A 12,806-nucleotide genomic window follows, 5' to 3' on the forward strand; every position below is an offset into this window, starting at 1 on the left:
CTAACGGGGAAAGGCTGGTTGCACAATCTCCAGGGATGGCAACGAATGATCCGCGTTCTGGGCATTGAGACGAGTTGCGACGAGACCGCCGCCAGCGTGGTAGCGCTGGACGGCGGCGGCGCGCCGAAAATCCTGTCTGATATCGTGCTCAGCCAGATCGAAGAGCACGCCGCCTTCGGCGGCGTCGTCCCGGAAATAGCCGCGCGCGCCCATGTCGAGGCGCTGGACGGCATCATCGAGGCCGCGCTTGCCGATTCAGGCGTCGATCTCGCCGATATCGACGCGATCGCTGCGACCGCCGGCCCCGGCCTCGTCGGCGGTCTGATCGTCGGGCTGATGACGGCCAAGGCGATCGCAGCCGCGGCGAACAAGCCGCTGATCGCCATCAACCACCTCGAAGGCCATGCGCTGACCGCGCGGCTGACCGACGGGCTCGACTTTCCCTATCTGTTGCTGCTGGTGTCCGGCGGCCACACGCAGATCGTCGCGGTGCGCGGCGTTGGTGACTACCAGCGCTGGGCGACGACCATCGACGATGCGCTCGGCGAAGCTTTTGACAAGACGGCCAAGATGCTCGGCCTGCCCTATCCAGGCGGGCCGAATGTCGAGAAGGCGGCGGCGACCGGCGACGCCGCGCGCTTCGCCTTCCCGCGGCCGATGAAGGGCTCGGCGCAGCCCGATTTTTCCTTTTCCGGGCTGAAGACCGCCGTGCGCCAAGCAGCGACGGCCATTGCCCCTTTGAGCGACCAGGACGTCGCCGACATCTGCGCCTCCTTCCAGGCGGCGGTTGCGGATGCGCTGGATGACCGTGTTTCGAGGACGCTGAACCGTTTCCGCCAGGAGTTTCCGAGCGAGCTGAAGCCTGCGCTCGTCGTTGCAGGCGGTGTCGCCGCCAACCGGACGATCAAGACGACACTCGAAGCCCTGTGCGAGAAGGCCGGTTTTGCTTTCGTCGCGCCGCCGCTCAAGCTCTGCACCGACAATGCGGCGATGATCGCCTGGGCCGGCATCGAGCGGCTGCGCGCCGGCATATCGGGTGAAAACACCGCTGATTTCGTGCCGCGTTCGCGCTGGCCGCTGGACAGCATCTCCGCTCCGATGGTCGGCTCGGGCCGGCGCGGAGCCAAGGCATGAGCGGCAGCGGGCACGAGGTACCAAGCGGCTGGCGCATTGCCGTGCTCGGCGGCGGTGCCTGGGGCACGGCGCTGGCGCTGGCCATGCTGCGCGCCAGCCATTTCGTCCGCCTTTATGCGCGCGACCCGGAGACCGTCGCCGCGATCGACCGTGGCGAAAATCCGCGCTATCTGCCGGGCATAGCGCTCCAAGCCGGCATCGTGGCAACGAGCGACATCGAGGCTGCGCTCGACGGCGCCGACTGCGTTCTGGCGGTGGCGCCGGCGCAGTCGCTGCGCGCCATGCTGGCCACCGCGAAAGCCCATATGCCGAAGGACGTCCCGCTGGTCCTCTGCGCCAAGGGCATCGAGCGCGACACCGGCGCATTGCTGTCGGCGGTCGCTGGAGAGACCCTGCCTGAAAATTTGGTCGCCGCCCTGTCCGGGCCGAGCTTCGCCACTGACGTCGCCAGGGGGCTGCCGACGGCCGTGGTGGTCGCCGCCGGCAATGAGGGTCTGGCGGCCGACCTGGCCGCACGCTTTTCGGCGCAGAATCTGCGCTGCTATTCGAGCGACGACCTCATCGGCGTCGAGATCGGCGGCGCGCTGAAGAACGTCTTCGCCATTGCCGCCGGTGCGGTCACCGGCGCCGAACTCGGCGCCAGCGCCCAGGCCGCCATGGTGACGCGCGGCTTTGTCGAATTGCGCCGCATCGGCGCCGCCTTCGGCGCCAGGCCGGAAACGCTGATGGGACTTTCCGGTCTCGGCGACCTGTTGCTCACCTGCTCGTCCGCCCAGTCGCGCAATTTCGCCTACGGGCTGGCGCTGGGGCAAGGCAAGCCGCTTGCCGGGCTGCCCCTGGCCGAAGGGGTGCCGACGGCGGCGATCGCCGCCCGCATCGCCACCGAGCGCAACATCGACGCGCCGATCATCACCGCCGTCGCCGCCATACTGGACGGCACGATCACCATCCGCCAGGCTGTGTCGGCGCTGATGACAAGGCCGCTGAAGACCGAAACCGACGTGTAATGTTGAACAATCCGGAGATGGAAAGATGCTGTTTGCGCTGATTTGCAAGGACAAGCCTGGAAGCCTGCAGGTGCGGCTCGATACGCGGCCCGAGCATGTTGCCTTTTTGGAGGGACTGAACGGCGAGAACAAGCTGGCCTTCGGCGGTCCGTTCCTCGACGCCGACGGCAAGCCGAACGGCAGCCTCGTCGTGGTTGAGGCGCCCGATCTGGAGGCGGCAGAAGCGCTATCGGCGGCAGACCCCTTTGCCAGGGCAGGGCTGTTCGAAAGCGTCGAAATCCGGCAATGGAATTGGACCTTCAACAAGCCAGTGAGTGCATGACTCCGAAAATCGGAATCGATTTTCGGAGAGGATCATGCGCAAAATCAAAGTGCTACAGCGTCCTTTGCGCGTCTGAAAGACGCGCGGCGCTGCAGCTGATCTCCAGCCGCGGAGGAGCAAAAAATGAACTACTGGCTGTTCAAATCCGAACCCTCGGTCTTCTCCTTCGAGGACCTCAAGGCGAAGAGCAAGGCCGGCACGCAATGGGACGGCGTGCGCAACTATGCGGCGCGCAACAACATGAAGGCGATGCAGATCGGCGATCTCGGCTTCTTCTACCATTCCAACGACGGGCTCGACGTGGTCGGCATCGTCGAGGTCTGCGCGCTGGCCCATCAGGACACCACTACTGACGATCCGCGCTGGGAATGTGTCGATATCCGCGCCGTCAAGGATGTGCCGAAGCCGGTGACGCTGGAGCAGGTCAAGGCCAACCCCAAGCTTGCCGAGATGGCGCTGGTCCGGCTCGGACGACTTTCCGTGCAGCCGGTGACGCCGGCCGAATGGAAAGAGGTCTGCCGCATGGGCGACCTGACGCCGGCGCCGTGACGGCGCTGACGCCAAACAGCGCGAGAAACTTCATCCTCGACAACACGGCGCTGATGGCACCGCCGCATGTGCCGGAGATGCTGCTGCATCTGGCCGACGAGGCGCATGATCTGTGGCAGCGGACAGAGGACGAACTGGCCGAAATCGGTCTGCCGCCGCCTTTCTGGGCCTTCGCCTGGGCCGGCGGCCAGGGCCTTGCCCGCTACATCCTCGACAATCCGTCTGATGTGCAGGGCAAGCGCGTGCTCGACTTTGCCTCCGGTTCCGGCCTTGTCGCCATTGCGGCAGTGAAGGCCGGCGCGGCAGAGGTGATCGCCGCCGACATCGACCCGTTCTGCGCGACCGCGATCCGCCTCAACGCCGAGGCCAATGGCGTCGGGATAATGTTTCTTGGCACCGACTGCATCGGAACCGATGCGGGCTGGGATGTGGTCCTGGCCGGTGACGTCTTCTACGACAAATCCTTCGCCGACCAGCTGAAGCCATGGTTCGCGACGCTCAAGGCGCGTGGCGCCGACATCCTCGTTGGCGATCCCGGCCGCTCCTATCTGCCGAAAGCTGGACTGGAGCCGCTCGCCGTCTACGAGGTGGCGGTAACCCGGGCGCTGGAAGACGCGCTGGTCAAACGCACCACCGTCTGGCGGTTTTCTTGACGGCATCGCCGAACAGGCGTTCCATCACGCTTCGATTTTGAGAATACGAATGCCGTTGTCCCAAAACCGCTGGGCACCCCGGCTCGGGCCCGGGGGCATGCTTTTGAGCGACATGCTTCCGGGGAGGAAATCATGGATTTTTCAGCAGTGAACTGGCTGGCAGTGATCGTCGCCGCGGTGGTGGCGTGGTTGTTCGGCGCTGCCTGGTACATGGGCCTGAGCAAGCCGTGGCTAAAGGCCACCAGGCTTGATCCGGCGACCATGAGTAAATCGCCGCTGCCCTTCGTAATCAGCTTCGTCGCGGAAATTGTCATGGCGCTCGTCATGTCTCTGATCGTCGCAGCGATGACCGGTGGCGAACCGAGCCTCGTTGCCGGGCTCGTCTTCGGCTTCGTTCTCTGGTTCGGATTCGTCGCCACGACGCTATCCGCCAATCATCGCTACCAAGGGTTCGACTGGGACTTGATCATCATCGACTGCGGCCACTGGCTCGGCGTGCTGCTTATCATCGGCGCGGTGATCGGTTGGTTCGGCGCGGCGGATGTCGCGGGCTGACGCTGCCGCCATGAAAATAGGTCGACGACTGCCAGCTGATCACTCAGAGCGACCTGAAGCTCATCCAAGCGTCGGCTCCGGCTGCGGGTTGTGAACTTCGTTGAGCAGCCAATCCCTGAACGCCACGATCCTGGGATCATTGGCGGATGCGACGGGATAGACCAGGAAGTAGGCGAAGTCGGGCGGAACCTTGATGCCAAGTTCGAAGGGCCGGATCAGCCGGCCCTCGGAAAGGTCGTTCGCCACCATGGCAAAATCGGCGAGCGCAACGGCATTGCCGTCGAGCGCGGCCTGAACGGCGTCGGTCGAGGTGCCGAAAACGATCGTCCGGCTGTCGTCGAAATCGTCGACGCCGGCCGCCGCCATCCACATCCGCCAGTTTGGCCAGGTCACGCCCTGTCGCGCCCACTCGATGTGGGCGAGCGTGTGATGGAAGAGATCGCGTGGCTCGCGCAGAGGCGGGCCGGAGGCCAGCAGGCTGGGGCTGCACACAGGGATGATGATGTTGTCGAACAGCCGGTGGGTGCAAAGTCCCGGATATTTTCCCGCGCCGAAACGGATGCCGACATCGACGTCGTCCAGGTCGAAATCGCGCAATTCAGAGGCAATGTCGAAGCGGAGCTCGATGCCCGGTCGCTGCTTGCGAAAATCGTCGACGCGTCGCATCAGCCATTTTGTCGCGAACTGGGCGTCGAGTGTCACTTTCAGCAACGCCGTTCCACGCGCCAGCTTGTGCGCCCGTGAGACGGCGCGGCCAAGCAGGTCGAGCGCGTCGGTCGAGGCCTCGAACAGCACCGCGCCCGCCTCGGTAAGCCGGATGGTGCGGCTGGTGCGCGTGAACAGCACGATGCCGAGCTGATCCTCGATTTCCTTGATCTGGTGGCTGACCGCGGCCGGGGTCAGGCCAAGTTCGTCCGCGGCGCGGGTGAAATTGAGGTGCCGGGCGGCTGCTTCCAGCGTCCTCAGGGCACGGGTTCCAGGCAGCAGGCGCGCCATCAGAATAGGACGAGGAGAGGTCGGTCGAGCATTTTCAATCCTCAAACAAAACTTGAAGATGCAGAGAAAACTACTCGTTTCTCGTTTTAGTTTCAATCCGTCATGATGTGACCATCGAACAAACATCAAACCGGACTTGATGTCCGGAGAAGCCGGATTGCACCATGTCTCACATCGTCTTGAGTCCTGTAACCATCCGCCCGCCCTGGCTGCGCGCGGTGTCTGATTGGTTCCGCCATGCAAAAATGGCGGTCAACCTCCCGCCCGAGAACGTCGACGACCTTCCGGACCGGCAATTGCGCGACATCGGCGCCGAACGCAAGGATGTCGCGCGCGCGATGGACCGGGAACTCGGCCGGTTGGGTCTGCTCGACATCGGCTGGCAGAGGCCGCGGACGTAGGGGAGTAGGGGAGTAGGGGAGTAGGGGAGTACGAAAACGAAAGGAAGCGGCGCGTCCGCGCAATCCTACTGGCACTTTCTTCCTGCCCTATTCCCCTATTCCCCTATTCCCCTATTCCCCTATCTCACCACCCTCATCACCGTGCGGTCCGACAGCAGCGGCAGCAGCCGGGCCATCGTGCGTGCCGTCACCGCGACACAGCCCTGCGTCGGCGTGAAGTCGGGGCGCGCCAGATGAAAGAAGATGGCGCTGCCGCGTCCGCGGCGACGCGGCGCAATGTTCCAGTCGAGCACCAGGCAGGCGTCATAAAGGCGGTCGGCGCGCAGCATCCGCTCGTGGCTGGCGCCATAGGGAATCTTGACCGGACGGTTGTAGTTGCGGTCCTCAGGCACTTCGCACCAGCCGAGATCGCGACCGATCGGCGCCATCGCCAGCCGGGTTTTGCGGCCGCCGGGAAAATGATCGTTACGGAAATATCCCGACAGTATCCGCATCAACCCAAGCGGCGTGGCGCCATCGCCTTCGCGCTTGCCGGCCGATATGCCGCCGCGCCCCAGCGCACAGGAAAACACCAGTTTGCCAGCGTGCAGAAGTCCCTGGCTGGGGTGGCCGGGCCTGGCGCGCACGGTTAGAACACGAAGCCCTTTTCGCAAAAATGCGCTCGCCTCATTGCATGCGCGTTTTTTCTTGTATGATCGTGCCACGGAACAAATCATTGTGATCGGCTGTTGTGCCGGTCAGCTTCCGCATAAACAGGCAGCGGTCAACTGAATTTTCTTTTCAAAACAACGGATTGATCCATGACTTCACGCACCATTCTGATCGTCGATGACGATGACGACCTGCGCGGCACGCTCGTCGAGCAATTGTCTCTCTATGAAGAATTCGACGTCCTGCAGGAATCAACCGCTGCCAAAGGCATCGCCACGGCCCGCGGCGGCATCATCGATCTGCTCATCATGGATGTCGGCCTCCCCGACATGGATGGCCGAGAGGCGGTGAAGATGCTGCGCAAGGGCGGCTACAAGTCGCCTATCATCATGCTGACAGGACACGACACCGATTCCGACACGATTCTCGGCCTCGAAGCCGGCGCCAACGACTATGTGGTCAAGCCGTTCCGCTTCGCAGTTCTCCTGGCTCGCATCCGTGCCCAGCTTCGCCAGCATGAGCAGAGCGAAGACGCCACCTTTTCGGTTGGCCCCTACACGTTCAAGCCTAGCCAGAAGCTTCTGATCGACCAGCGCGGCGCCAAGGTGCGGCTGACCGAAAAGGAAGCCTCGATCATCAAATATCTCTATCGCGCCGACCAGAAGGTGGTGACGCGCGACGTGCTGCTCGAGGAAGTGTGGGGCTACAATTCCGGCGTCACCACGCACACGCTGGAAACCCATGTCTATCGGCTGCGCCAGAAGATCGAGCGCGATCCTTCCAACGCAGAAATTCTTGTGACAGAAAGTGGTGGCTACAAGCTGGTTCCTTAAATATTTAATCATTCAATCAGCGGTTAGGGGAGGCGCCGCTTTCGGGTACGATCCTGAGACTGGAGGTGGTTCTGGATTGAGCTCGCTGGCGCAACGGCCCAAAAACCCGATTCGTTTTTTGGAAAGCCCGATGCGTCGATTTCAAAGCGTTTAGAGCGTCCTTTGCCGCGTCCAAAGGAACGCTCGGCGCTCCAATGGAGGGATTGGACTGGCCGTTCGGGGACACAGCTAGATGGCGTTGGATGACGACATCCGCATCCTGTCCGCCGTGAGGCTCTTCGAGAGCTTCACCGAGGAACAGCTGCGTCTGCTCGCCTTTGGCGCGGAAACCACCAGGCTGCAGGCCGACCACAAGCTTTACCGCGAGGACGACGAGGCCGATTGCGCCTATATCGTGGTCAGCGGGCGCATCGTGCTGTATCGCGAGCAGGATGGTGCCCGTGTCCCGATAGGCACGGCCGGCCCCGGTACGATGCTGAGCGAACTGGCGCTGATCGCCGACACCAACCGGCTGACCAGCGCATCCGCCGAGATCGATTCGGAAGTGCTGCGGCTCAGCCGCAAGATGTTCCACCGCATCCTGGAGGAATATCCCGACATCGCGGTCCACCTGCACCAGCGCATCTCCGAGGATTTTCTGGCAATGATCCGCCGCATCGAGAAGCTGGCACCGCGTTTCGACGACTGATACCGGATGCTTTTGCAACTCGCTCTCGCAACAGACCGTGAAAGCCAATCGGATCAGGGGCGGCAGGGCTGAGGCGTGTCGAGATTCAGATCAGGCCGAGCCGAGAATGGTGGGATCCGAGAACCGGAGCGGAGCGTACTTTTGGGTACGTGAGCACCGGAAGGGCAGGAGACCACCATTCGCAGGCCGGCCTCATCTGAATATCGATACACCTAATCCAGGTCGAACCGAGCGATCACCGGCACATGGTCCGACGGCCGTTGCCAGCCGCGCGCCGGCCGCAGGATCTCGTAGCCCGCAAAGCTCGGCACCAGGTTTGGCGACGACCAGACATGGTCGAGCCGCCGGCCGCGATCCGACGCTTGCCAATCCTGCGCGCGATAGCTCCACCAGGTGTAGAGCTTCTGCTCGTAAGGCACGTTGAGCCGCATCAGGTCGACCCAGTCGCCGGCGAGCCGCATCGCCTCGAAATTTTCCGTCTCGACCGGCGTATGGCTGACCACTTTCAGGAGCTGCTTGTGCGACCAGACATCGTGCTCGAGCGGCGCGATGTTGAGGTCACCGACCAGGATCGAGCCGGACACTTCGTCGTGCTCGGCGCGGACGGCGTTCATTTCGGCGACGAAATCCAGCTTGTGCTTGAACTTGCGGTTGATAACTGGGTCGGGCTCGTCGCCGCCGGCCGGAACATAGAAATTGTGCAGCAGGATCGCCTTGCCGCCGGCCCGCACGGTGACCGACAGATGTCGGCAGTCCTCGATCTCGCAGAAGCGGCGCTTTTCGACAATCGCGATCGGCCGGCGCGCCACCGTCGCCACGCCGTGATAGCCCTTCTGGCCGTGGAAGGCGATGTGCTGATAGCCGAGCTTGCGAATCGCCTTCTCGGGAAACAGTTCGTCCGGAACTTTGGTTTCCTGCAGGCAGAGCACGTCCGGTGCCTGTTCGACAAGCAGGCGTTCGACGAGCGGCATGCGCAGGCGGACGGAATTGATGTTCCAGGTCGCGATCGAAAAGGGCATGTTTGGGATTCCGGGACAGCGCAAGGTCCGCCAGATGGCTCCGACGGGAACGAGGTCTTTCAAAGTCAATCCCGGAAACTACTGCCAGCCGCCCACCGCAAAAACAAGCCGGCAGCGGTTGGCCGGGCCTGTTGATGTTATGGTCGACCTCGGCGCCGCCCCACATCGCCCTACCGGGCACTTCTCCCCGTATAGTGACGGGGAGAAGGGGCTGACCTCACCCTTGGCGCTCGTTTTGCTACGCTGACAATTGGTTGGCGAAATCATTGATGAAGGGTCCCCTCTCCCCGTCCCTATACGGGGAGAGGATGCCGGCAGGCAGGTGAGGGGCAGCACCAACGCCTGGAACCTTCCGACAGCGTTGGCAACCTACCGCGACTTGGTGTTCAGTTCGCGGTTGGCCGTATAGTCGATGGCAAAAGTGTCGGGGGCGAAGCTTACGCCTTCCCTGACGTTGAAGATCATCACCGTCGTGTCCTTGCCTTGCGCGTCGGTAATCGTCCATTGGCGCAATTCGTAGGTTTTCGGATCGAACATCATGGTGATCTTCGAACTGCCGAACACCGATTTGTCGGCGAGTTGGATGGTGGTGACGTCGTTCTCTTCCTTGACGCTTTTGACGCGGCCGCCGGAGAGGTCGATCCTGGTGTCGAGCAGCAGCTTGAGCGGCGTTTTAGACAATGGGTAGAGATCGGACGTTTTCAGCCGCTTGTTGAGGATGACCACCGACTTGCCGTCGGAAATCACCCGGAAATTCGACGTCCCATCATAGTTGAAGCGTATCTTGCCCGGCCGTTCCAGAAAGAACTTGCCGCCGGTCTGCTCGCCCTTGGGTCCGAACTGCACGAATTCGCCGGCCATCGATTTGACCGAGGAAAAATGGTCGGCGATCTTCTGCGCGGTGGCTGGCACCGCCGCTTGCGCCGACGCCAGCAACTGGACCCCGGGCACGACATTGATGGCCGCGGCGCCGGCCAGGACCAGCCCGAGGCCAAGCAGTTGGCGGCGGGTCGGGGCAAAATCGCTGATCGTGGCGAAAGAAGAGTTTTTCATGCCGGTTACTCTCGTCTGGTTCTTCTGTTGTCGCAGTGTTTGGCCCGCAGTTGGGCTTAAGTTTGGCGGCCGAACAGCGCTTGGTCGTTGCAAACGCGCCAGAAGGTTCAAAGTTGCTGCCGTCAGGTTGCAGCCGCGAAAATCCTGTCGGCTTGGCGGGCGGATCAGAACTTGTCGTCCTCCGTCGGCACCAGAATTTCGCGTTTTCCGGCATGGTTGGCCGGGCCGACAATGCCTTCCTTCTCCATCTTCTCGATGATAGAGGCGGCGCGGTTGTAGCCGATGCCGAGCCGGCGCTGGATGTAGCTTGTCGAGGCTTTGCCGTCACGCAGCACGACCGCAACCGCCTGGTCGTAGGGATCGTCGGAATCCTCGAAATTGCCGCCGCCACCGCCCGAGCCACCCTTGCCCGACGGCTCATCGTCGTCCTCGTCGTCATCCTCGGTAATGGCATCGAGATATTCCGGCACGCCCTGCAGCTTCAGATGCGCGACAATCTTCTCGACCTCGTCATCGGAAACGAAGGGACCGTGTACGCGCTGGATGCGGCCGCCGCCGGCCATGTAGAGCATGTCGCCCATGCCGAGCAGCTGTTCGGCGCCCTGTTCGCCCAGAATGGTGCGGCTGTCGATCTTCGACGTCACCTGGAAGGAGATGCGGGTCGGGAAGTTGGCCTTGATCGTGCCGGTGATGACGTCGACCGACGGCCGCTGCGTCGCCATGATGACGTGGATGCCGGCAGCGCGCGCCATCTGCGCCAGGCGCTGCACCGCGCCTTCGATGTCCTTGCCGGCGACCATCATCAAATCGGCCATCTCGTCGATGATGACGACGATGTAGGGCATTGGCTCGAGATCGAGGTTTTCCGTCTCATAGACCGCTTCGCCGGTCTGCCGGTCGAAGCCAGTCTGCACGGTGCGCGAGATTTTTTCGCCCTTCTTCTCGGCCTGCTGCACCCGCGCGTTGAAACCGTCGATGTTGCGGACGCCGACCTTCGACATTTTGCGGTAGCGGTCCTCCATTTCGCGCACGGTCCATTTCAGCGCCACCACCGCCTTCTTCGGATCGGTGACGACGGGCGTCAAAAGATGCGGGATGCCGTCATAGACCGAGAGCTCCAGCATTTTCGGGTCGATCATGATCAGCCGGCAGTCCTGCGGCGTCAGTCGATAGAGCAGCGACAGGATCATGGTGTTGATGGCGACCGACTTGCCCGAGCCGGTGGTGCCGGCGACCAGCACGTGCGGCATTTTGGCGATGTCGACGATGACCGCCTCGCCGTTGATGGTCTTGCCGAGCGCCAGCGCCAACTTGGCCTTGGTGGTCTCGAAATCGCGGCTGGCCATGATTTCCCTGAGATAGACGGTCTCGCGCTTGGCGTTCGGCAGTTCGATGCCGATGGCGTTGCGGCCGGGCACCACGGCGACGCGGCAGGCGATCGCGCTCATCGAGCGGGCGATGTCGTCAGACAGGCCGATGACCCGCGACGATTTGATGCCGGGCGCCGGTTCCAACTCGTAAAGCGTGACGACCGGGCCGGGGCGGACATGGATGATCTCGCCCTTGACGCCGAAATCCTCCAGCACGCCCTCGAGCAGGCGGGCATTCTGCTCGAGCGCATCTTTGGACAGGCTGGCGTCGCGCACGACGTTCTTCGGCTCGGACAGGAAATGCAGCGACGGCATTTCGAATTGTTCGGAGCCGATCAGCGAGGACTGCGCTTCGCGCTGGACGCGCGCGCCCGGAACCGGCCGCGGCGCCGGTGCCGCGACACGGGTGGCGGCATCGGAGCGGAACGGCTGCACCTTCGCATTGGGCGCAGTGCTGCGTTGGCCCACGGGCTCCGGCGCAAAGTCCATGTCGTCGTCATTGTCAAAAACATCGGCGTCGTCGGGATCGAGCGAGGCGCTGCGGTCGTTGACCATGGCGGCGAAGAATTCCGGCTCGACGCGGGCGCGGCCATCGGCACTCATCCGCGATTCGGCGAATTCGGCCGATTCGACCCGTTCGGCAGCGCGCCGCCAGGCGCTGGCGCGCGGCTCCGGTTCGAAATCGTCGCGCGCGCGGCGGCGGGCGGCGCGGCGGCGGAGGTAGGCCCGCAACGATAGCCACCAATGCGTGATCGCGCCAAGCGCCAGAATGCCCTCGTCGCCCTCATCCTCGTCATTGTCGAAAAGCAGGTCGTCCTGGTCGGCTGCGGCCGGTTGCTCCAGGACGGCGAAACCGTTCTTGCGTGCAATCAGCGCCGAGCCGTAGGCAAACAGCCACAGTGCCGGCGCGGCCAGAAGCACGGCGAGCACGCTGGCGATGAGACCGGTCGGATAGCCGCCGACGACGAGCCCGGGAATCTTGAGCACCATGTCGCCGAACACGCCGCCGAGACCGGTCGGCAGCGGCCAGGTCTTGGGCGGCACCACGCAGCCGGCCATGGCCGCGGCAAGCACCGCGTAGCCGAACCAGGCGAGCCCGCGCTTCGGCAGCCTGTCGACGCCGCGTGCCGAAAACAGCAGAGATCCCCAGACCACCGCCGGCACCAGCGCCGCGACCGCAGCAAGGCCGAAGAACTGCATGGCCAGGTCGGAGAAGACAGCGCCCACATAGCCCATGGCGTTGGTGACGATGTTGTCGGTGGCATGGGAGAAGCTTGGGTCGGCGACGTTCCAGGTGGCGAGGCTGGCGACGCCGAAGGCGACCAGCGCAAACAGGCCGGCGCCGAGCAGCCGGCCGACCTGACGCCGCGCCAACGCCCTGATGCCGTGCTCCGTATCGGCCAGCGCAAGCGGTGCTGAAGCCCCTGAACGCATTCGTCGTTCCCCGTCTGTCTTGGACTGGCCGGACGCATGACGCACTCCGGCAGATTCGGATGCCAGACTATCGGCGGGAAGGTTAAGGCCGCATTAACCATGGGTGCGTGCCGGCGCTCCCCGAGTGGAAACCAGTCACAC

General features: G+C 63.4%; 14 protein-coding genes. 9 read left to right on the forward strand and 5 right to left on the reverse strand.

Features of this window, described 5'->3' with window-relative positions:
- The first annotated feature begins 48 nt into the window (after positions 1-48).
- The 6 genes from tsaD (at position 49) to AC0L2C_RS18385 (ending at position 4,220) form a co-directional block, all read left to right on the forward strand.
- Entirely contained in the window at positions 49-1,134 is a 1,086-nt protein-coding gene (tsaD, locus tag AC0L2C_RS18360; protein WP_287241324.1) for a tRNA (adenosine(37)-N6)-threonylcarbamoyltransferase complex transferase subunit TsaD, read from the forward strand.
- Complete coding sequence (locus AC0L2C_RS18365) at positions 1,131-2,141, forward strand: NAD(P)H-dependent glycerol-3-phosphate dehydrogenase (RefSeq protein ID WP_287241319.1); 1,011 nt, start codon at positions 1,131-1,133, stop codon at positions 2,139-2,141. The genes tsaD and AC0L2C_RS18365 overlap by 4 nt, the downstream gene beginning before the upstream one ends.
- A 25-nt stretch (positions 2,142-2,166) precedes the next feature.
- On the forward strand, positions 2,167-2,463 hold the full coding sequence (locus AC0L2C_RS18370) for a YciI-like protein (protein ID WP_473524065.1): 297 nt from the start codon (positions 2,167-2,169) through the stop codon (positions 2,461-2,463).
- A 123-nt stretch (positions 2,464-2,586) separates the two neighbouring features.
- Positions 2,587-3,012 (forward strand): EVE domain-containing protein, encoded by a 426-nt coding sequence (locus AC0L2C_RS18375; RefSeq protein ID WP_023800559.1) that lies wholly within the window; start codon positions 2,587-2,589, stop codon positions 3,010-3,012.
- A gap of 53 nt (positions 3,013-3,065) precedes the next feature.
- Complete coding sequence (locus AC0L2C_RS18380; RefSeq protein ID WP_473524086.1) at positions 3,066-3,665, forward strand: class I SAM-dependent methyltransferase; 600 nt, start codon at positions 3,066-3,068, stop codon at positions 3,663-3,665.
- A gap of 132 nt (positions 3,666-3,797) precedes the next feature.
- Positions 3,798-4,220, forward strand: coding sequence for a DUF1761 domain-containing protein (locus tag AC0L2C_RS18385; RefSeq protein WP_473524066.1), 423 nt, complete (start codon positions 3,798-3,800; stop codon positions 4,218-4,220).
- Between the two features lie 60 nt (positions 4,221-4,280).
- Here the strand turns inward: AC0L2C_RS18385 and gcvA are convergent, their stop codons facing one another.
- A complete protein-coding gene (gene gcvA / locus AC0L2C_RS18390) occupies positions 4,281-5,216 on the reverse strand; it encodes a transcriptional regulator GcvA (protein ID WP_287173850.1) in 936 nt (311 codons plus the stop codon).
- A 164-nt stretch (positions 5,217-5,380) separates the two neighbouring features.
- Between gcvA and AC0L2C_RS18395 the strand changes: the two genes are divergently transcribed.
- Positions 5,381-5,617: a hypothetical protein gene (locus AC0L2C_RS18395; RefSeq protein WP_473524067.1), complete on the forward strand. Its 237-nt coding sequence runs from the start codon at positions 5,381-5,383 to the stop codon at positions 5,615-5,617.
- 119 nt (positions 5,618-5,736) lie between these two features.
- On the opposite strand, the gene AC0L2C_RS18400 is transcribed toward AC0L2C_RS18395, so the two are convergent.
- Complete coding sequence (locus tag AC0L2C_RS18400; protein WP_473524068.1) at positions 5,737-6,333, reverse strand: L,D-transpeptidase family protein; 597 nt, start codon at positions 6,331-6,333, stop codon at positions 5,737-5,739.
- 84 nt (positions 6,334-6,417) lie between these two features.
- On the opposite strand from AC0L2C_RS18400, the gene AC0L2C_RS18405 reads away from it, so the two are divergent.
- Together AC0L2C_RS18405 and AC0L2C_RS18410 are read left to right on the forward strand one after the other, a co-directional pair.
- Positions 6,418-7,101, forward strand: coding sequence for a response regulator transcription factor (locus AC0L2C_RS18405; RefSeq protein ID WP_023800565.1), 684 nt, complete (start codon positions 6,418-6,420; stop codon positions 7,099-7,101).
- Between the two features lie 232 nt (positions 7,102-7,333).
- On the forward strand, positions 7,334-7,789 hold the full coding sequence (locus tag AC0L2C_RS18410) for a cyclic nucleotide-binding domain-containing protein (RefSeq protein WP_023800566.1): 456 nt from the start codon (positions 7,334-7,336) through the stop codon (positions 7,787-7,789).
- A 212-nt stretch (positions 7,790-8,001) separates the two neighbouring features.
- Here the strand turns inward: AC0L2C_RS18410 and AC0L2C_RS18415 are convergent, their stop codons facing one another.
- The 3 genes from AC0L2C_RS18415 to AC0L2C_RS18425 all read right to left on the reverse strand — a co-directional run bounded on the left by AC0L2C_RS18415 (position 8,002) and on the right by AC0L2C_RS18425 (position 12,665).
- Positions 8,002-8,808 carry an exodeoxyribonuclease III gene (locus AC0L2C_RS18415; protein WP_473524069.1) on the reverse strand — a complete coding sequence of 269 codons (807 nt, stop codon included), beginning with the start codon at positions 8,806-8,808 and terminating at the stop codon, positions 8,002-8,004.
- Positions 8,809-9,177: 369 nt separating this feature from the next.
- Complete coding sequence (locus tag AC0L2C_RS18420) at positions 9,178-9,861, reverse strand: outer-membrane lipoprotein carrier protein LolA (RefSeq protein ID WP_027155917.1); 684 nt, start codon at positions 9,859-9,861, stop codon at positions 9,178-9,180.
- A gap of 164 nt (positions 9,862-10,025) precedes the next feature.
- The gene (locus tag AC0L2C_RS18425) at positions 10,026-12,665 is read right to left on the reverse strand and encodes an FtsK/SpoIIIE family DNA translocase (RefSeq protein ID WP_473524070.1); all 2,640 of its coding nucleotides are present in this window, start codon (positions 12,663-12,665) and stop codon (positions 10,026-10,028) included.
- Positions 12,666-12,806: the final 141 nt, after the last annotated feature.

The sequence above is a fragment of the Mesorhizobium sp. WSM4845 genome (genome assembly GCF_055811455.1).

Bases quoted from the DNA above. Each gene is read 5' to 3' on its own strand.
- AC0L2C_RS18385 (WP_473524066.1), top strand. From the start codon at position 3,798: ATGGATTTTTCAGCAGTGAACTGGCTGGCAGTGATCGTCGCCGCGGTG.
- AC0L2C_RS18375 (WP_023800559.1), top strand. From the start codon at position 2,587: ATGAACTACTGGCTGTTCAAATCCGAACCCTCGGTCTTCTCCTTCGAG.
- AC0L2C_RS18405 (WP_023800565.1), top strand. From the start codon at position 6,418: ATGACTTCACGCACCATTCTGATCGTCGATGACGATGACGACCTGCGC.
- AC0L2C_RS18395 (WP_473524067.1), top strand. From the start codon at position 5,381: ATGTCTCACATCGTCTTGAGTCCTGTAACCATCCGCCCGCCCTGGCTG.
- AC0L2C_RS18425 (WP_473524070.1), bottom strand. From the start codon at position 12,665: ATGCGTTCAGGGGCTTCAGCACCGCTTGCGCTGGCCGATACGGAGCAC.
- AC0L2C_RS18380 (WP_473524086.1), top strand. From the start codon at position 3,066: ATGGCACCGCCGCATGTGCCGGAGATGCTGCTGCATCTGGCCGACGAG.
- gcvA (WP_287173850.1), bottom strand. From the start codon at position 5,216: ATGGCGCGCCTGCTGCCTGGAACCCGTGCCCTGAGGACGCTGGAAGCA.
- AC0L2C_RS18410 (WP_023800566.1), top strand. From the start codon at position 7,334: ATGGCGTTGGATGACGACATCCGCATCCTGTCCGCCGTGAGGCTCTTC.
- AC0L2C_RS18400 (WP_473524068.1), bottom strand. From the start codon at position 6,333: ATGATTTGTTCCGTGGCACGATCATACAAGAAAAAACGCGCATGCAAT.
- AC0L2C_RS18420 (WP_027155917.1), bottom strand. From the start codon at position 9,861: ATGAAAAACTCTTCTTTCGCCACGATCAGCGATTTTGCCCCGACCCGC.
- AC0L2C_RS18365 (WP_287241319.1), top strand. From the start codon at position 1,131: ATGAGCGGCAGCGGGCACGAGGTACCAAGCGGCTGGCGCATTGCCGTG.
- AC0L2C_RS18370 (WP_473524065.1), top strand. From the start codon at position 2,167: ATGCTGTTTGCGCTGATTTGCAAGGACAAGCCTGGAAGCCTGCAGGTG.
- AC0L2C_RS18415 (WP_473524069.1), bottom strand. From the start codon at position 8,808: ATGCCCTTTTCGATCGCGACCTGGAACATCAATTCCGTCCGCCTGCGC.